At 74.5% G+C, this 18,156-nt stretch carries 17 protein-coding genes; 9 read left to right on the top strand and 8 right to left on the bottom strand.

What is annotated here, in order from left to right; genetic code table 11:
- The first annotated feature begins 11 nt into the window (after positions 1 to 11).
- The 4 genes from AC29IT_RS00175 to AC29IT_RS00160 are packed head-to-tail and all read left to right on the top strand — an operon-like array spanning position 12 to position 4,538.
- Positions 12 to 785, top strand: coding sequence for a class I SAM-dependent methyltransferase (locus tag AC29IT_RS00175; RefSeq protein ID WP_358435845.1), 774 nt, complete (start codon positions 12 to 14; stop codon positions 783 to 785).
- Positions 782 to 2,467: a CoA transferase gene (locus tag AC29IT_RS00170; protein ID WP_358435843.1), complete on the top strand. Its 1,686-nt coding sequence runs from the start codon at positions 782 to 784 to the stop codon at positions 2,465 to 2,467. Before AC29IT_RS00175 ends, AC29IT_RS00170 begins: the two co-directional genes overlap by 4 nt.
- A complete protein-coding gene (locus AC29IT_RS00165; RefSeq protein ID WP_488217381.1) occupies positions 2,464 to 4,083 on the top strand; it encodes a class I adenylate-forming enzyme family protein in 1,620 nt (539 codons plus the stop codon). The genes AC29IT_RS00170 and AC29IT_RS00165 overlap by 4 nt, the downstream gene beginning before the upstream one ends.
- Complete coding sequence (locus tag AC29IT_RS00160; protein ID WP_358435838.1) at positions 4,080 to 4,538, top strand: carboxymuconolactone decarboxylase family protein; 459 nt, start codon at positions 4,080 to 4,082, stop codon at positions 4,536 to 4,538. Before AC29IT_RS00165 ends, AC29IT_RS00160 begins: the two co-directional genes overlap by 4 nt.
- Positions 4,539 to 4,578: 40 nt before the next feature.
- Here the strand turns inward: AC29IT_RS00160 and AC29IT_RS00155 are convergent, their stop codons facing one another.
- The 3 genes from AC29IT_RS00155 to AC29IT_RS00145 all read right to left on the bottom strand — a co-directional run bounded on the left by AC29IT_RS00155 (position 4,579) and on the right by AC29IT_RS00145 (position 7,118).
- Positions 4,579 to 5,367 carry a nucleotidyl cyclase domain-containing protein gene (locus tag AC29IT_RS00155; RefSeq protein ID WP_358435835.1) on the bottom strand — a complete coding sequence of 263 codons (789 nt, stop codon included), beginning with the start codon at positions 5,365 to 5,367 and terminating at the stop codon, positions 4,579 to 4,581.
- Positions 5,368 to 5,460: 93 nt separating this feature from the next.
- Entirely contained in the window at positions 5,461 to 6,111 is a 651-nt protein-coding gene (locus AC29IT_RS00150; RefSeq protein WP_358435833.1) for a Crp/Fnr family transcriptional regulator, read from the bottom strand.
- Positions 6,112 to 6,254: 143 nt separating this feature from the next.
- Positions 6,255 to 7,118, bottom strand: coding sequence for an endo alpha-1,4 polygalactosaminidase (locus AC29IT_RS00145; protein WP_488217380.1), 864 nt, complete (start codon positions 7,116 to 7,118; stop codon positions 6,255 to 6,257).
- A 320-nt stretch (positions 7,119 to 7,438) separates the two neighbouring features.
- Here AC29IT_RS00145 and AC29IT_RS00140 point away from each other — a divergent pair, with 320 nt between their 5' ends.
- Positions 7,439 to 7,621 carry a hypothetical protein gene (locus AC29IT_RS00140; protein WP_358435828.1) on the top strand — a complete coding sequence of 61 codons (183 nt, stop codon included), beginning with the start codon at positions 7,439 to 7,441 and terminating at the stop codon, positions 7,619 to 7,621.
- A 7-nt stretch (positions 7,622 to 7,628) separates the two neighbouring features.
- Here AC29IT_RS00140 and AC29IT_RS00135 read toward each other — a convergent pair whose 3' ends face one another.
- Positions 7,629 to 8,912: an MFS transporter gene (locus tag AC29IT_RS00135; protein WP_358435825.1), complete on the bottom strand. Its 1,284-nt coding sequence runs from the start codon at positions 8,910 to 8,912 to the stop codon at positions 7,629 to 7,631.
- An 814-nt stretch (positions 8,913 to 9,726) separates the two neighbouring features.
- On the opposite strand from AC29IT_RS00135, the gene AC29IT_RS00130 reads away from it, so the two are divergent.
- Entirely contained in the window at positions 9,727 to 9,888 is a 162-nt protein-coding gene (locus AC29IT_RS00130) for a hypothetical protein (RefSeq protein WP_358435823.1), read from the top strand.
- Positions 9,889 to 9,894: 6 nt separating this feature from the next.
- Here the strand turns inward: AC29IT_RS00130 and AC29IT_RS00125 are convergent, their stop codons facing one another.
- Positions 9,895 to 10,773, bottom strand: a complete 879-nt coding sequence (locus AC29IT_RS00125; RefSeq protein ID WP_488217379.1) for a diacylglycerol kinase — start codon at positions 10,771 to 10,773, stop codon at positions 9,895 to 9,897.
- Positions 10,770 to 12,371 carry an FAD-binding oxidoreductase gene (locus tag AC29IT_RS00120; protein ID WP_488217378.1) on the bottom strand — a complete coding sequence of 534 codons (1,602 nt, stop codon included), beginning with the start codon at positions 12,369 to 12,371 and terminating at the stop codon, positions 10,770 to 10,772. Before AC29IT_RS00120 ends, AC29IT_RS00125 begins: the two co-directional genes overlap by 4 nt.
- A gap of 17 nt (positions 12,372 to 12,388) precedes the next feature.
- Between AC29IT_RS00120 and AC29IT_RS00115 the strand changes: the two genes are divergently transcribed.
- Both AC29IT_RS00115 and AC29IT_RS00110 read left to right on the top strand, forming a co-directional pair.
- Complete coding sequence (locus AC29IT_RS00115) at positions 12,389 to 12,964, top strand: TetR/AcrR family transcriptional regulator (RefSeq protein WP_358435815.1); 576 nt, start codon at positions 12,389 to 12,391, stop codon at positions 12,962 to 12,964.
- Positions 12,961 to 14,466 carry a glycerol-3-phosphate dehydrogenase/oxidase gene (locus AC29IT_RS00110; protein ID WP_488217377.1) on the top strand — a complete coding sequence of 502 codons (1,506 nt, stop codon included), beginning with the start codon at positions 12,961 to 12,963 and terminating at the stop codon, positions 14,464 to 14,466. Before AC29IT_RS00115 ends, AC29IT_RS00110 begins: the two co-directional genes overlap by 4 nt.
- 43 nt (positions 14,467 to 14,509) lie before the next feature.
- Here AC29IT_RS00110 and AC29IT_RS00105 read toward each other — a convergent pair whose 3' ends face one another.
- Both AC29IT_RS00105 and AC29IT_RS00100 read right to left on the bottom strand, forming a co-directional pair.
- Complete coding sequence (locus AC29IT_RS00105; protein ID WP_488217376.1) at positions 14,510 to 15,340, bottom strand: DUF6807 domain-containing protein; 831 nt, start codon at positions 15,338 to 15,340, stop codon at positions 14,510 to 14,512.
- A complete protein-coding gene (locus AC29IT_RS00100; RefSeq protein WP_358435808.1) occupies positions 15,337 to 16,461 on the bottom strand; it encodes a Gfo/Idh/MocA family protein in 1,125 nt (374 codons plus the stop codon). Before AC29IT_RS00100 ends, AC29IT_RS00105 begins: the two co-directional genes overlap by 4 nt.
- 262 nt (positions 16,462 to 16,723) lie before the next feature.
- On the opposite strand from AC29IT_RS00100, the gene AC29IT_RS00095 reads away from it, so the two are divergent.
- Entirely contained in the window at positions 16,724 to 18,106 is a 1,383-nt protein-coding gene (locus AC29IT_RS00095) for an MFS transporter (protein WP_358435806.1), read from the top strand.
- Positions 18,107 to 18,156 lie beyond the last annotated feature (50 nt).

Raw genomic sequence — 18,156 nt, 5'->3', positions numbered from 1 at the left:
GGAAGCCGGTGGTGACCGGGATCTACGTCTTCGATCAGCGGCGGGCGCACGGGCGGCACCGGCACCTGTCGGCGGCGCACGACCCGCTCACCCGCGCCCGCCTCGCGGAGACCGGGGTGGGTGACGGGTGGCACTGCCTGGACGTGGGTGCGGGCGACGGCGAGATCGCGCGGTGGCTCGCGGACCGGGTGGCGCCCTCCGGCAGCGTGCTGGCCACGGATGTGCGGCCGAACCCGCGGTCGCGGCCGCCGGTCGTCGAGCACGACGTCGTCACCGATCCGCTGTCCGAGGAGGCGTTCGACCTGGTGGTGGCGCGCCTGGTGCTGCGCCACCTGCCCGAGCGGGAGGCGGTGCTGGCGAAGCTGGTGAGTGCGCTGAAACCGGGCGGGTGGTTGCAGATCGACGAGTTCGACACGTCCTACGAGCCGCTGCTGCTGGCCGGGGACGCGGAATCGGCGCTGCTGTACGAGAAGTTCCTCGCGGCGAAGGCGACCGCGATGCGGGCGGCGGGGGTGGGCACCGACTGGGGCAGGCAGGTGCCGCTGGCGATGCACCTGGCCGGGCTGGTCGAGATCGACCCGCATCCGCAGGTGCAGCTGCGCCACCCGGGCAGCCCGGACCTGCTGCTGCTCGTGCAATCCACTGTGGACATGCACGCGGAGCTGGTGTCGGCCGGGATGACCGCGGGGGAACTGGACCAGGTGCGGGAGATCGTGCGGCACCCGGACTTCCGCGCGACGTCCTGCCTGATGTACTCGGTGCACGGCCGGAAGCCGGCGCGGTGAGCGGGGTACCCACCTCGACGCGCTCGGTGGCGCGGGTCGCCGCCGAGGTCCGCGACGTCCTGACCGGCGGGCCGGTCGACCCCGCTGTGCGCTGCGAGATCGACTGGTCCGGGCCGGTGCGGGCGGTGCTGCCGGACGAGGCCGCGGTGCAGGCGGCCTGCGGCATCATGCACGTGCACGGCAGGGCCGCCGGGCGTCCCGCCGCGCTGGGCGTCGACTACGCCTCGGTCGTCGCGGGCGTGCTGGCGAGCCAGGGCGAACTGGCGGCGGCGATCGCGCGGGCCCGGGGCGCGCGGATGGCACGGGTGCGCACCTCGGTGGCGGCGGCCGCGCTGCTCAGCGTGCAGCAGTACCTGGCGGTCGCGGCCACCGACGCCGACACCGCCGAGGACGCGGAACCGCGGCCGGAGCCCGGTGGGGCGCGGCCGCCGTTCACCACCGCCGACGGGGTGCGTTGCGAGCTGGAGACGCTCGACGCGGACCCGTGGCTGCGGTTCTGGCAGGCTCTCGGTGCCGAGCACGCCGCGATCGCGCGCGGCTGGGGCCCGTTCCAGCGGCGCTTCGGCACGGCGTGCTGCGCGCTACCGCCCGCCCTGCACGCGGCGGTGGGCCGCGCCCGGTTCGCCGAGGTGCTGGCCGCGGCGGCGGAGTCCGGAGTGGCGGTGCTGCCGGTCCGGGAGGATCCGGTGCCGCCGTGGGAGGTTCCCGCCTGCACCACCGCTCCCCTGGGCCGGCCCGGTGCCGCCCTCCGCCCGCGCGGTGGCCCCGCGCCCCTCGACGGCCTCGTCGTGGTCGAGTCGACCCGGCGGGTGCAGGGCCCGGTCACCGGGCACGTGCTGCGGATGCTCGGCGCCGAGGTGATCCGCGTCGAACCGCCCGGGGGCGATCCGATGCGCGGCATCCCGCCGACCGCCGGGGGCACCTCGGTGCGCTACCGCTCGCTCAACGACGGCAAGCGGGTCGTCGAGGTGGACATCAAGTCCGCCGCCGGGCGGCGGGAGCTGCGCGAGCTGGTGGCGGGCGCCGAGGTGTTCGTGCACAACTGGGCGCCGGGCAAGGCCGCGCAGCTCGGGCTGGACTCCGCCGACCTGGCGCGCGCCCGGCCCGGGCTGGTCTACGCGTGGGCGTCCGGGTGGGGCGAGGCGGCCGGGCCGAATCCGCCGCTGGGCACGGATTTCCTGGTGCAGGCGGGCGGCGGGCTGGCCGCGGCGCTGTCCCCCGCGGGCGACCCGGTGCGCCCGTCGCTGATGACGTTGACCGATGTGCTCGGCGGGCTGGTGTGCGCGCAGGGCGTGCTGGGCGCGCTGCTGCACCGGGTGCGCACCGGGGAGGGCTCACGAGTGGACACCTCGCTGTTCTCCGCGGCCGGGCTGGTGCCCCGGCCCGGCCGGCGCGCGCCCGATCCGCTCGCGGCTCCATTGTGGACTGAGGACGGTTTCGCCGTGCTGCCGCCGGGAATCGACCCCGCCACCGCGGCCGCCGCGTTCGGTCCCGGCGACCTCACCACCCGGTTCCGCACGCGCCCCACCGCCGAGTGGGTCCGCCGCGGCGCCGAATCCGGGGTCGTCGTCACCCCGGTGTGCGCGGACCTGCGCGAGCTGACCACCGACGACCGGTTCGCCGCCGCGCTGGGCCGCGCCGACGACCACGTGTTCCCGTTACCTCCCTGGGAGTTCTCATGATCGACAGCACCGATCGGGTCGCCATCGGCGACCTGGTGCCCGCCGCGCTGCGCGCGCGGTGGGTCCGGGACGGGCACTGCCCGGGCCGCGACGTGCACGCCCTGTTCCGCGAGCAGGTCCGCGCCCATCCGCACCGGGAAGCGGTGCTCGACGCCGACGGCGTGCTGGACTACGCGGCGCTGGACCGCGAGGTGGACCGGGTCGCGGCGGCCCTGGACCGCGCGGGGATCGGCGCGGGCGACGTCGTCGGCATCCGGCTGCCCAACGGCAGTCGGATGGCCATCGCGGAACTCGCCGTCGCTGCCGTCGGCGGTGTGGTCCTCGCCTACCCGGCGGGGCGCGGATTCCGGGACACCCGCAGCCTGCTGGGCCGGTCCCGGGCGGCCGCGGCGATCTTCGGCACCACCGAGGACGCCGACGACGCACGTGCACTCCCCTACCTGCGCCGCGCCTTCACCTTCGGTGCCGGGGAATCCGGCCCGCGGTCGCTGGACGACGCCCCGGCGGCGCGGTGGGCGGCGCGGGAGCACGACCCGGAAGCGCCGGTGCGCATCCTGGTCACCTCCGGTTCCGAGGCGGAGCCGAAGATGATCGCCTACTCGCACAACGCGATGGCCGGGGGCCGGGCGAACTACGTGCGGGCCCTCGCGGGAGCCGGGCCGGTGCCGATGCGGGCGCTGCTGCTGATGTCGATGGCCTCGTCCTACGGTTCCTGCGCGACGCACGTCGCGATCGCCGCGCTGGGCGCCACGCTCGTGCTGCCCGGCGGTTTCGACGTGGCCCGCACCTTCGAGCTGATCGGGCACCACCGGCCCGGCCACGTGTTCGGGGTGCCGACGATGCTGCGCCGCCTCGCCGACCACCCGGCGGCCCCGGACGAGGACCTCTCCTCCGTGCGCGTCGTCGTGTCCAGCGGAGCCCCGCTGTCCGACGTGACCCGGGATGCCGCCGCGGACCGGTTCGGCGCCCGGGTGATCAGCGTGTACGGCTCCTCGGACGGCATCAACTGCCACACCGCCCGCACCCCGGGCGCGCCCGGCACCGGCCTGCCGGACCCGGCCGTCGCCGAGATCCGCGTCGTCGACGCCGCCGAGGACGAGGTGCCGCGCGGGGAGAGCGGCCAGATCCTGGCCCGTGGCCCGATGACCCCGCTGAGCTACGTCGCCGACCCGGAGCTCGACGGCCGCTACCGCACCGCGGACGGCTGGGTGCGCAGCGGGGACCGCGGGATGCTCGACGAGCACGGCAGGCTGCACGTGCTGGGCCGGTTGCGCCAGGTCGTCTCGCGCGGCGGCTACCACATCAGCCCGGCCGAGGTCGAACGCGAGATCGCCGCGCACCCGTCGGTCGTCGACGTGGCCTGCGTCGGGATCCCCGACGACGACCTCGGCGAACGGCTGTGCGCCTGCGTGAGCCACACCCCCGGCACCGCGGAGCTCACCCTCGACGCGCTCACCGGATTCCTGGAGCGAGACCGCGGCCTGGAACGCCGCAAGCTGCCGGAATTCCTGCTGGTATTGCCCGAACTCCCCCTGGCACCGACCGGCAAGGTCTGCCGCCGCACCGTCACCGCGCTCGCCACCGAGCGCACCACCGCACCGGGAGGAACCCGATGACCACGCTCACGCCCCGCCTCGACCTGCTCGCGCTCACCCCGGACGACTTCGCCGACCTGCAGCGGCTGGCCGAGCGGTCCGGTGCCGCCGCGCAGGACGCCGGTCTGGACCCGGTCCTGCTGGAGCTGGTGCGGTTGCACGCCTCGCAGCTCAACGGCTGCGCGTTCTGCACCGGCCTGCACACGGTGCGGGCGCAGGAGCTCGGCGCGTCCCGGCAGCGACTGGACGCGCTGGTCCGCTGGGCCGGCTCGTCCGAGTTCACCGCGCCCGAGCGGGCCGCGCTGCAGCTCGCCGAAGCGGTCACGCTGCTGCCCGGCGGACAGGTCCCCGACGAGGACTACCGGTCCGCCGAAACCCACTTCGACCAGGCCCAGCTCGCTCACCTGCTGTGGACGATCAGCCTGATCAACACCTTCAACCGCCTCGCCATCGGATCCGCGGGGGTGCGGGGATGAGAGCGGCCGCCCCCGACCGGCGGCCGCTGCGATCCCGGCGCTAGTGGAAGGTGATGTCGCCGTTGATCACACCGCCCTGGAACGACTTGCGGGACGATCCGTTGATCACGTTCTGCACGCTGGGCTGCGGGGATCCGTCCGGCTGCGGGGATTCCGCCGCGGCGCCTCCCGCCCGGCCGTCGTCCCGGGCATCGCCGGGGTGCGTCGGCCGGTCGTCCGGTGCGGAGCCGTCGGGGCCGGGCAGGAACCGCTGCACGAGGCCGGGGTCGCAGCCGGGCACGCGCACCCACGCGGTCTCGTCGTGCTCCTTGTTGCCGACGTGCAGCGGGACGAACTCGTCCTCCTGCAGCTCCCGCACGTGGTCACCGCTGAAGGCGACCTTCTTCGCGTGGTCGGACACGATGAGCGCGGTGGCGATCCCGCGCTCGGCGCGGCAGCGGCCGAACAGCTGCTTGAACGCGTCGGCGTCGAGCATCCGGGTCAACGTCACCTTCGACCGCTCGTAGTACGCGCCGCCGTGCACCGGGCCGGATTCCACGGCGACCCGCAGCAGGATCTCCGGTTTGCGCCGCTGGTTCCGGCGGATCGCGGCCGATTCGAGCTTCGCGGCCGCGTCGAGCACCGATCCCAGCAGGGAACCGGGCAGCGTCAGCAGCGCGCCGTCGCCGGTCGAGTCCCAGCTGAGCACCTCGTCGCGGCTGATCTCGGCCGTGGTCAGCGCGGTGTCGAGCAGTTCGGCGATGGCGGCGGGGATCTCCTCGGCGTGGTAGCCGGGGATGCGCGCGGAGCCGACGACGTCGACGCCGAGCAAGGTCCGGGTTGGGGACACGTGTGGCACTGAAATCCTCCAGACGAGTGATCACGTTCGGAGGAGCCATCGTGGAACGGGGTCACCGCCCGCACTCCCGGATTTCCGGGGGTATCAGCGATCCGGCTGGATCAGCTCGTCCAGCCTCGCCGGGTCGACGACCGTGAACGTGCACCGGGCGGTGCGGATCAGGCCTTGCTCGCGCAGTCTGCGCAACTCGTCCTCGACGTGCTGGCGGGACGCTCCGAGCACGCCCGCGATGTCCTCCTGCGTGAGCCCGTCGACGCGCGCTCCGGCGTCGGTGCGCCGCCCGAACCGGTCCGCCCAGAACCGGAGTTCCCGCGCGAGCCGCACCAGCAGCGTCCGGGTCTGCCACACCTGGCGCTCGTCGAGGATCTGCTGGCGCCGCCGCAAGGTCTCGTGGACCAGGTCGCGCACCGATCGGTGCTGGTCGTGCAGGTGCAGGAAACGATCCGCCGGGAGGCGCCACCCGTGCCCCGGGGAGAGCGCGACGACGCTCGCGGTGCGGACCTCCGCGTACATCGCACCGATGTCGCCGAGCAGTTCCCCTGGACCGCACACCCCGGCGATCGGCTGACCCCCCGCCCGGTCCGGCAGCACGATCTTGACCAGGCCGGCGCCGAGGAGCACCACGTCGGTCGCGGCATCGCCGACGCTCATCAGCCGGTGGTCGCGCCGGAACACGAACGCGCCGCCCGCGTCCCGGAGGGTCGTCCTGCCTTCGTCGGCTCGGTTGTCCCGCACGACCGGAATTGTCCGGCACCGGGGCCCCGATGACGACGACTCGCCGGACGACGCCGCGCACTCCACCCGGACGGCCCAGCAAGAGCCCCGGTGATCCCGTGCCGCTGCGGATTCCCGTCCCGCGGCGACGACGCCGGGCGGGCTCAGCAGTGGTCGAAGACGTGGGCGGGGTCCGCGGGCGGCACGAGGTCGTGGTCGCGCAGCGTGGTGGTGGCGGGGGTCTCCGGGTCGGCGCAGACCTCGGGGAAGGTGCCGCGCAGGTCGTCGGCGTACTCGATGTCGAGCACCAGGCCGCCGTAGTGCTCGGTGTAGTCCGCGCACTCGGTCCAGCGGTGGCAGCTCTCGGCGATCGCGAAGTCGTAGCCGGCCTCGTCCTTGCCGCGCACACCGAGGTCGGGGGCGTTCTTCTGCGCCACGGCGAGCCCGGCACCGTGCGCGGCGTCGACCAGCAGGCGCGCGAAGGCGAGGTTGTCGTCGGCGTCGAGCGCCCCGTCGGAGCGGGTGTAGGAGTCGAGGTTGTCCAGTTCCACGGAGTCGAAGCCGCGGGCGGCGCAGTCGGCCACGGTGGCGCCGATGATCTCGGCGAGCCGGGTGCGGTGCTGTTCGGTGGAGGTGTCCAGCAGGAGTTCGTCCGGCCAGTCCGGATCGATCACCGGTTCCCCGTCGGGCCCGGACAGCACGAGGTCGCGCCGCTGCTCCAGCCAGAGGTCGCGGTCGGCCGGTTGGGTCTGGAATCCGTTGACGTAGCAGATGTTGTGCAGCCCCGGCACCGGTTCCGCGGTGCTGTCCCTGGTCACGACGGTGACTCCGGCGGGCGGCGGGTAGGCGCCGCCGAGCTGGTAGTCGTGCACGCCGCCCACGGGTGGCGCGCTGCGGTCCGGGCCGGCGGGAGCTTCGGCGGCGATGTCGCGCACCACCGGCTGGTCCGGCTCGGTCCCGCAGGCGGCCAGTGCGAGCACTGCCGCGCCGAGCACGGCGCAGCGCGTCGCCAGCGGTGCGCAGCCCATTCGATCCACTCCTCGAGCGCAGGCCGCGGTGCCGATCACCGCGAACTCCGGAGATCAGCTTAGGCCGCGGCCCCGCCGCGCTCGCCAGGTCGAACGGCGCACCGGGTGAACGCCGCAGCAGCGCCGTCCGCCCGGCCGAACGGCCCCGGACCGCAATCGCCCGTTCGGCCCAATTCGCGCGGCAGCCGCAGATTTCGGCGCCACGGTCAAGGAATCCGGCTCGACTCCACTCGAAGGGTGGGTGCTCGCGAGTACGCCGTCATGCCCGCCGCGGCGGCCGGTCCCACTGCTCGCCCCACCGACGACGCAGGGAGTGTGCGATGCACGAGGGATTGGTCGAGCGGGTTCGACAGCTGGTGGACGAGCAGGCACCGCGGGACCCGGAGGTGGCGGCGATCGAGCTGGACCTGCTGATCGCCAGGTTCGGCCGCACCGAGATCGCGGCGGCGCTGGCGATCGTGGCCCCGGTGGAGATCGCGGGCCTGGTCCGGCACGGCCGCTGACGTTCGCTCACCTCGCCCGCACGCGGCGCGGTGGCGCCACCGCGCGCCCCCGGGATCGGTCGGCTCCCGGGGGCGCGGTGCGGTCGAGGCGCCGGTAGACGAGTGCGGCGGCGAGCAGCGCACCGGCCAGCACCAGCCACGGCGCCGTGCCGGACACCGCGAACAGCACGGTGTTCAGCCCGGGTCCGACGGCGCTCGCGATCCCCCACACCAGCTGGTAGCAGGCGCCGTAGCGGCCCGCGCCCGAGCCGCCGGCGAAGTCGAGCACGATGACCATCGCCACCGCCCCGAACAGCGCCTGCCCGAGGCTGAACACCAGAACCAGCACCACCAGCAGCAGCGCCGCGCCGGACACGTTCCGGCCGACGAGCAGCAGGAATCCGCCGAGCGATGCGGCGACGAGCAGCGCGGACCGCGCCATCAGCCGCATCGGCGCCCGTCCCCTGCCCCAGCGCAGGACGACGGGCTGGAACGCGGGGATCGCCAGGCAGGACAGCACGTACGCGACCGGCGGCAGCCACAGCGGCAGCCCGAGCCAACGCAGGTAGATCGGCAGGATCGATTCGAACGCGACGGCGGCGAGGGTGAGCGCGAGGGTCGCGCCGGTGAACGCGAGGAACCGCCGGTTCGCGAACACCTCGCGGTACCCGCGGGTCACCGCGGCCGACGGCCGGTGCCGCGGGGCGCGCGCGCCGATGCGCCGGAACAGCAGGCCGGCGACGGCGAATCCGGCCGCGTTGAGCAGCGGTATCGCCGTCCAGAACACCGGCCCGGACCACTGCTCCAGCGCGGCGCCGACGGCGACGACCAGGGCGCCGAGCCCGAGTCCCATCGTGCGCAACCCGTTGAGCAGCGCGAAGAACCGGCGTCGCGCCTGCTCATCGGAGGTGATCCCGGCGACGAGCCCGCCGTGCGCTGCCCAGTAGAGCCGGTCGCCGAGGCTCACCCCGAACGCGATCACCACCACCGCGGCCGGGGTGTCGGCCCACAGGTAGGCGGGGAACACCAGCGCGCGGATCGCGCAGCTCAGCACCGCGGCCGGGTAGGGGCCGACGCGGTCGGCGAACGCGCCCGCGGCGAGCCCGCCGAGCACGAGCGCGGCGAGCGATCCGGTGCTGAGCGCGGTTCCGGCGGTGGCCAGCGGGATGCCGCGCCCTTCGGTGAAGTACAGCAGCGAGAACGTCACCCACACCCCGGAACCGATGGTGTCGACGACCATCGCGGTGAGGAAACCGCGAGGTCCTGCCCGGTGCGGCGGTACCGCGGTGCCGGGCCGGTTCGCCTGCTGCATCGGTCTCCTCCGGTCACCGGTGTCCGCCGCGCGCCGGGGCGCCGCGCGGTTCCGACGGGGTGGTCCCCCGGCGGGCGGGGCCTCGGCGGGGCGCGATGCGGCGCGGTGGGGCCGGGTGCGGTGGCCGCGACGGCGTCGTCGGGCCTGGTTCGGGCGCGGCCGGGCGTTCGCCGCTTCCGGGGTGGCCGTCGATCGCGGCGGTTGCCGAGGATCGCGGGGGAAGATCGCGGCCGCGCGCCGCTTCACGTTAACCGCGGAGCGGGTACCGATCCAGGAATGTCACACCCTCGGATCAATGATGCAGGGAAATGAGATGGGACACGCTCGATGAATACCGTATCAGCGATTCAGAAGTGACATAGCCGCAGTTCACAGCGCTTTCCGCGACCTTCGAAAAAGTGCGTCGGCCGCGTGGTGAATTCACCTCGGGTCGCCATTTTCGGATTCACCGAACGGCCGCTCTCCCGTTCGCGACGATGCGATCCAGCAAGAATTATCGGCCTCGCGGGAATTCCGCACGCCGCACTTCCGGCGGAGCCGGTGGCGACGCCGCGCCCCGCGGGTCACCCGCCGCAGAAGTCGATCAAGATCCACAGTGGACCTCGCCCCACGATCACCCGCCGCACCGCGAGCCACCTGCGGTGCGACCGCACCCGCGGGACAACTTGACTCGTCAACCAGGCGTTTTCCCCGGTACCGCCACCCGCCGCCGCGTCCACGACCGGCCACAGTGGCGCGAACGCGGCCCGGACCGGGGATAACGAACCGGGTACCGCCGGACGTGAGACGATCTCCGTCCCTTACCCTCTCGCTCGTGAGGGAAGAACGAACTCTGCTGCACGAGCTGGTCGACCAGCTGCCGGACGACCGCCTGGGCCAGGCCGTCTCGCTGCTGGAGAAGCTGGTCAGCGTCTCGCTGCGGCGCAACTTCAAGACCGAGGACAAGTCGGAGCCGCACGACCAGCGCTGGAACTAGCGCGGGTCAGACCGGGACCAGCGCGGTCGCGGCGCGCGGAACGCACTCGCACACCACCGGCAGCGGCGCGAACCGCTCGCCGTCGGCGTACCCGACGACGCCTGGAGTGGACAGCCGCACCCGCCGCGCCCGGTAGGTCGTGACCTCCGGCCGCGCCACGTGCGTGCCCGGGTAGATCGTCGGCAGCAGCCGCACCAGCCGGGCCAGCGGGACCGCACCGAGGACGGTGACGTCGAAGAGCCCGTCGTCGGGCACCGCGCCCGGGCAGACCCGCATGCCGCCGCCGTAGCTGGCGCCGTTGCCGACCGCCACCAGGACACCGCTGGTGGACACCCGTTCCCCGTCGAGCTCCAGCTCGTAGTGCAGCGGCCGCAGCGCAGCCAGCTCGGCCACCAGCGCGAGGTTGTAGCGCAGCTTCCCGCGCGGCCAGCGCAACCGGTTGGTGCGCTCGGTGACCTTCGCGTCGAAACCACCGGCGAACACGGTGCCGAACCAGCGGTCCCCGGCGCGCCCGAGGTCGATCGGGCGCGCCACCCCGTCCAGCAGCACGCGGGCCGCGGCGATCGGATCGTGCCGCGGGACGCCGAGCATCCGGGCGTGGTCGTTGCCGGTGCCGGACGGGATCACCGCGAACGGCGTGCCGGTTCCCGCCACCGCTTGCAGCGCCAGGTTGACGATGCCGTCACCGCCGCACGCCACCAACGCCCCGGTTCCCGCCTCGACGGCCAGGTGGGCCAGCGCCTGCGCCTCGGCCGCGTCCCGGCCGACCAGGACCCGCACCGACACCCCCGCCCCGCGCAGGAAGTGCAGCGCGCGCAACGCGACCGCCGCGCCCCCACCCTGGCCCGAGCTCGGGTTGACCAGCAGCGCGATCTCGTCGATCACGGGATCAGCTTGCCCGGGTTGAGCACTCCGGCCGGGTCCACCGCGGACTTCACCGCCCGCAGCACCTGCACGCCGAGCTCCCCGATCTCGTCGGCCAGCCACGGCCGGTGGTCCAGGCCGACCGCGTGGTGGTGGGTGATGGTGGCCCCGACCCGGCTGATCGCCGCCCCCGCCGCGTCCTTCGCGCGGCGCCACTGCCGCACCGGGTCCTCGGCGCGGGCGCAGACGACGGTGAAGTACAGCGAGGCCCCGGCCGGGTAGACGTGCGAGAGGTGGCAGAGCACCAGCGGCGGCGTGCCCTGCGCCGCCAGCGCCTCGGTCACGGCCTCCTGCACGGCGGCGCGCGTCTCCGCCAGCCGGGACCAGGTGGTCGCCGTTTCGAGGGTCTCGGCCAGCGCGTTCACGTCCAGCAGCGCGTCCCGCAGGTACGGGCCGTGGTAGCGGCCGTGCGCCCAGCTCTCGGCGGGTTCGGCACCGAGCGGTTCGCCACCCGCCTCGGCCAGCAGCGCCCGCGCCCGCGCGGACACCGCGACCCGCGCGCCCTCGTACCGGGTGATCAGCAGGCAGCCGCCGGGGCCGCCGCCCTCTCCGACGTCGTGCGCCGCGGACAGGTTGATCCAGGTCTCGGTCTCGTCGGACAGCCGCGCGACGGTGGGCAGCGCCTCCTCCTGCGCCAGCCGCCGCAGCGCCGCCGAGCCGGCGTCGAAGTCGGGGAACGACCAGCCCTCGGACTCGACCTCGGCGGGCACCGGGTGCACCCGGGCGGTCACCTCGGTGATGATCCCGAACGCGCCTTCCGAGCCGAGGAACAGCTGCCGCAGGTCCGGCCCGGCCGCCGACGCCGGCGCCCGGCCCAGGTCGAGCTCGCCGCCCGGGGTGGCGACCCGCATCCGCAGCACCGCGGCGTCGAAGCGCCCGTAGCCCGCCGAGGCCTGCCCGGAGGAGCGGGTGGCGGCGAAGCCGCCGATGCTGGCGTGCTCGAAGCTCTGCGGGAAGTGCCCGAGGGTGAACCCGTGCTCGGCCAGCAGCGCCTCGGCTTCCGGTCCGCGCAGCCCGGCCTGCAGGGTCGCGGTGCGCGAGTCGGCGTCGACGGCCACCAGCCGGTCCAGCCGTCGCAGGTCGAGCGAGATCAGCGAGGTGAAGCCGCCGCGCTCGGGTTCCACTCCCCCGACGACGCTGGTGCCGCCGCCGAACGGGACCACCGCGATGCGGTGCTCGGCACAGCGGGCGAGGACCGCGCACACCTGGTCGTGGTCCGCGGGCAGCACCACCGCGTCCGGTGCGGCCCCGGCGTCGCCGGCGCGGCGGCGCAGCAGGTCGGGCGTGCTCTTGCCGCCGGCGTGCAGCAGCCGGGTCTCGTCGTCGGTGCGGATCGCGTCGTCGCCGACGATCCCGGCGAGGGCGGCCCGGGCCTCCGCGGGAAGCCGGGTCTCGCCGAGGCGCACTTCGGACCGGGCCACCGAGGGCGTGTCGCGGTGCTCGACGCCGAGGAACGCCTCCAGCAGGCCGCGCACCTGGTCGGACACCGGGGTCGCCGCGTCGGTGGTGCCCCAGGCGTTCCAGGCCAGATCCGGGGTGCGGTGCTCAAGCTCAGTCATGCGTTACAGTTTTACACATGACGTCAAGTCGTAACGACGAGGCGATCCTGGACGCCGCCGCGCAATGCGTGCTCGCCGTCGGGATGCGCCGCACCACCCTCGCCGAGATCGCTCGCCGCGCGGGCGTGAGCAGGCCGACGGTGTACCGCCGCTGGCCGGACGTGCGGACGCTCTCGGCCGACCTGCTCACCCGCGAACTCGTCGCGCTGCTGCCCGCCGACACCGGGGGCGGATCGCGCGCCGACGGCGTCGAGCGGATCGTGCGCACTGCCTCCGCCGTGCGCGACCACCCGCTGTTCCGGAAGGTCTTGGAGACCGATCCCGAACTGCTGATCACCTACGTGTTCGACCGGCTCGGCACCAGCCAGCACCACATCCTCGACGTCCTCACCGGCGCCATCCGGCACGGGCAGCAGGGCGGCTCGATCCGCGCGGGCGATCCGGACGAACTCGCCGCGATGGTGCTGCTGCAGGTGCAGTCCGCGGTGGTCTCCGCCCGCATCGTCTCCGACGTGCTGCCACCGGACCGGCTCGACGAACAGCTGCGCACCGCGCTCGACGCCTACCTGCGCCCCGAGGAGGGAGCACGATGACCGCCCTGAACGCCGCCCGCCGCACCCGCGAACTGGCCGAGCTCGCCGAACACCCCGAAGTGGACCTGCTCGTCGTCGGAGGCGGGGTGACCGGCGCCGGAGTCGCGCTGGACGCCGCCTCCCGTGGGCTGCGCGTCGTGCTGGCCGAGAAGCACGACCTCGCGTTCGGCACCAGCCGGTGGAGCTCGAAGCTGGTGCACGGCGGGTTGCGCTACCTCGCCTCCGGCGCCGTCGGCATCGCCTACGAGAGCGCGGCCGAGCGCCGGGTGCTGATGGAGCGCACCGCCCCGCACCTGGTCCGCCCGCTGCCGCAGCTGCTGCCGCTGGTCGGCGGGATCGGCGCGGGCCGGGCGGCGCTGGTCGGGGCCGGATTCCTGGCGGGCGACCTGCTGCGCCGCGGCTCCGGCACCTCCGGGGCGACGCTGCCCGCGCCGCGCCGGGTCTCCCGCGTCGAGACGCGGCGCATGGTGCCCGCGGTGCGCCAGGACCGGCTGCGCGGCGGGCTGCTGTCCTGGGACGGGCAGCTGGTCGACGACGCGCGGCTGGTCGTCGGGATCGCGCGCACCGCCGCCGCGCACGGCGCGACGGTGCTCACCCGCTGCTCGGCCGAGCAGGTCACCGGCGAGGGCGCGGTGCTGCGGGACCACCTCGGCGGCGGCGAGATCCCGCTGCGCGCCCGCGCGGTGATCAACGCGGCCGGGGTGTGGGCCGGTGCGGTGGCACCCGGCCTGCGGCTGCGGCCGAGCCGCGGAACGCACCTGGTGGTCTCCGACGAGCTGTTCGGCGGGCTGGGCGCCGGGCTGACGGTGCCCATCCCGGGGACCACGAACCGGTTCGCGCTCGCGCTGCCCGCCGGGAACGGCCGGGTCTACATCGGGCTCACCGACGAGGAGCAGCACGGCCCGATCCCGGACGTGCCCACCGCCGACGAGCGGGAGGTCGGGTTCCTGCTGGACACGGTGAACTCGGTGCTGGCGCGGCCGATCCGGCGGGACGAGGTGCTGGGCACCTACTCGGGGCTGCGCCCGCTGCTGGACGGCGGGGAGGGTGCCAGCTCGGACCTCTCCCGTGAGCACGCGGTGCGCACCGGACCGGACGGGGTGATCAGCGTGGTCGGCGGGAAGCTGACCACCTACCGGAAGATGGCGCAGGACGCGGTGGACGCCGCCGGGATCGCGCGGCGGCCGTGCCGCACCGGGAACCTGCCGCTGCTCGGCGCCGCACCCCGCGCCCGGTTGTCCACGGTGGATGCGCCGCGGGACCTGGTCGACCGCTACGGCACCGAGGCGCCCGCCGTGGTCGCCGCGGCCGACGGCGATCCGCGGCTGCTCGAACCGATCGACGGGCTCGGCGTCCGCCCCGCCGAACTCCGCTTCGCGGTGCGCAGCGAAGGCGCGCTCGACGTCGCCGACCTGCTCGACCGCCGGACCCGCATCGGCCTGGTACCGGCCGACCGCGAGCGCGCGGTCCCCGCCGCGGAGGAGGCGCTGCGGGCGGGCTGAAGACGGGCTCCCCGCCGCCGCACACGGCGAGGAACCCGACCCTTCACCCCGATCCGCGGACGCGCTCCCGCGGCTCGGTCTCCGCCCACCGCCGCGCGGCGGCGCGATCCAGCGCCCCGTCGGCGATGAGGACCCGCAACCCGCGCGCCAGCACGGCGCCCGGGGCGAGGACCACCGGTTCCCGGGACGCCAGCTGCGCGCCGACGCCCGGGTAGTCGGACGTGCGCACGAACCACGGGTCGGGTTCGGCGCCGGTGAACACCAGGGTGTGGTCCCGGCCCGCCCAGGCGAGCCACGGCGCGGTGCGGTCGTGCACCTCCGCCTCGCCCGCGGCGTCGGCGGTGAACGGCTCGCCGGTCCCGGGCAGGCGCCAGAAGAAACCGCCGTACCCGGCGCCCGCCCGGCCGTTCGTGGCGGGACTGCCGATCCTGATGTCCCGCCCGGCGGGGTTGGTGAGCTCGGTGCGCACGTCCAGCTCCCAGCCGTCCGCGGCGGGCAGGCTCCGCAGCAGGCGCCGTTCGGCCAGCAGCACCGAGCCGTCCGGCGCGCACCAGTGCAGCCGCTGCCGGAGCTCGTTCGGGCGGACCTCGTCGAACCCGAGGTGCTCGATCCGCCCGTGGTCGGCGCGCTGCACGTAGCCGAGCCCGCGCAGGTAGGTGGCGCCGCCCCACAGGTTCCAGCCGTCCACGTCCTGCGCGGCCAGGGAGAACCCGAGGTGCCACGGGTGATCCGCGGGCCGCACCGCGGTCACGGCGGTGCCGCGGAGGGTGCGCACCGGGTGCAGGTGCGGGCGCGGGCCGAGGTGTGCGGGCAGGTCCGCCCCATCGCGGTAGCCGGCGACGACCGCACCACCCAGCCGCAGGTCCGCGATCATCGCGCCACCGCCGGGAAGTCCACTTCGGACAGCAACCGGAGCTCCTCCGCCGCGCGGACCACGGCCGCGTCGACGCCGGGGACCACGCACCGGGGGTGCGGCCCGCTGCGGTCGACCAGGTGCGGGATCGGACGCGGTTCGGGCGCGAGCCGGACCGCTTCGAGCACCCGCATGAACGGCCGGGTGGCGGCGGGCGGGACCAGGAGCGGGACCGCCGGGTCCCGGACGTGCGCCACCAGGTTCGCGAGCAGGCCGGTGCCGCCGAGCTCGAACTCGCTCCTGCGGCCGGCGGAGTCGACGCGCAGCCTGCCGGTCCGGTATTCGAGGACGAGCCTGCCGCGGCTGCCGTGCACCACCACGTGCGGCTCGACCTCCCGTTCGGCGCAGAGCGTGCCCGCGACGGCGATGGTGGTGCCGCGCGCGGTGACCATCCGCAGCCCGGAGGTGTCGTCGGCCTCGATCGGATTCGCCCGGTGCAGCCGCACCTCCAGCTCGCGCGGCGGTTCGTCCCCGGCCGCGCCGTCGAGGGCGAGCGCGGTGGCGGTGGCGTGCGCGAACGGGTTGGTGAGCGCGCCGTCGACGACCGGCACGCCGTCCAGCTCCCGGCGCCCGGCCCAGCGGGCGCGCGCGTAGTACGCGGTGTCGCGCCGCCACGCCCCGGCCGCACCGATCCCGCGCACCTCCCCGACCGCACCCGCGGCGAGCAACCGGCGGGCGTGCGCGAGGGCGTGCGAACCGAGGCTCTGGAACCCGATCTGGCAGGCGCGCCCGGTGCGCTCCAGCCCCGCCGCGAGCCGGTCGAACTCGGCGAGCGTCGGGGCCGGTGGCTTCTCCAGCAGCAGGTGCGAACCGGATTCCGCCGCCAGCAGCGCGAGTTCCGAGTGGGTGTGGATGGGGGTGCACACGATCGTCACGTCCGGCCGGACCCGCGCCAGCAGCGCGCCGAGCTCGGCTTCGACCGGCACGTCGCCGATGAGTTCGCGGTCCGCGTCCGCGGGCGGCACCGGGTCGCAGATCCCGGCGAGCCGGACGCCGATGCCGCGCAGCCGCCGCAGTTGCCGCAGGTGCCAGCGGCCGTGGCCGTGCAGGCCCGCCAGCACGACCGTCGTCGTCTCGGTCATCGATCCTCACCTGGAGCGGGGGTCACCGGTGCGCATCGTAGCGAGCGGACCACGATCCTGGAAAGCGCATTCCACATCTCGCCACCCGTGGTCGGCGGTGGCGAAAACCGGGTGTTGACACCGAATCCCGCTGCCGGTTCCATCTGGAAAGCGCTTACCCAGACTGCGTGCGCCTCGGCCCCTCGACCGGTTCGGCCGCATGGCGGCCTGCACCCCGCTGAACGGAACAACGACGTCACCGCAGCACGCCGAGGAGGCACCCGTGAGCACCGACACCGGAGGCAGATCCGCCGCATCCCGCGGCACACCGCGCAGAGCGGCCGCCAGCGGATGGATCGGCAGCGCGCTGGAGTACTACGACTGGTTCGTCTACGCGCAGGCCGCCGCGCTGGTCTTCCCCACCATCTTCTTCCCCGAGGGCGACCCCACCGTCGCGCTGGTGGCCTCGCTGGGCACCTACGCGGTCGGCTACGTCGCCCGGCCCATCGGCGCCGTCGTGCTCGGGCACTGGGGCGACCGGCGGGGCCGCAAGAACGTGCTCGTGCTGGCGATGTTGCTGATGGGCCTGTCCACGTTCGCCGTCGCGCTGCTGCCCACCTACCACCAGGTGGGGATGCTGGCGCCCGTGCTGCTGGTGCTGCTGCGGTTCGTGCAGGGCTTCGCGGTGGCCGGGGAGCTCAGCGGCGCCAGCGCGATGATCGTGGAGCAGGCGCCGTTCGGCAGGCGCGGCTACTACGCGAGCTTCAGCCTGCACGGCACCCAGGCGGGCCAGGTCATCGCCGCCGCCATGTTCCTGCCGCTGTCGGCGTTCCTCAGCGACGAGGCCTTCGACGCGTGGGGCTGGCGGGTGCCGTTCCTGCTCAGCGCCGTCGTCGTGTTCGCCGGGTACCTGATCCGGCGCCGCGTCGCCGAGAGCGCGCTGTTCGAATCCGAGCAGCAGCGGCGGCGCCCGCAGCGGGCACCGATCGTGCAGGTGCTGCGGGAGAGCGGCCTCGACGTGCTGCGGGCGACCTGCATGACGCTGGTGAACGTGGTCGGCGTGGTGGTGTCGGTGTTCGGCGCCGCCTACGCCACCCAGCCCGGGTACGGGATCGAGATGGACAAGAGCGTCTACCTGTGGATCCCGGTGGTGGCGAACCTGGTGGCGCTGCTGCTCATCCCGTGGTTCGCGAACCTGTCCGACCGGTTCGGCCGCCGCCCGCTGATGATCATCGGTTCGCTCGGGTCGGGGGTGTTCTCCTACGCGTACCTGTGGTCGGTGGGCCAGGGGAACGTGGTGCTGGCGGTGGTGCTGGCGATCCTGGCCTGGGGGATCTTCTACCAGGTGTGGAACGCGACGTTCGCGAGCTACTTCCAGGAGCTGTTCCCGGCCCGCACCCGGGTGACCGGGTTCGCGATCGCGCAGAACCTCGGGCTGGCGATCACCGCGTTCCTGCCGAGCATCTTCGCGCTCGTCGCGCCGCCCGGGTCGGCGAACGTCCCGCTGGTGGTGGGCTCGTTGTGCTTCGGCATCACCGTCCTCGGCGCGGTGGCGGCCTGGTCGGCGCGCGAGACGCACCGCATCCCGCTGGCCGACCTGGGCGAGGCGGACGCGCGGCCCCTCTCGAAGGAGGACTTCGACCGGCTCCGCGCCCAATCCCGCTGACACCTCAGGTGAATGGCCCATCGGACCCACCACGACGGTCCGGTGGGCCA

The organism is Saccharopolyspora sp. MMCC62 (assembly GCF_057736575.1).
This window is presented reverse-complemented; position numbering and strand designations above follow the sequence as displayed.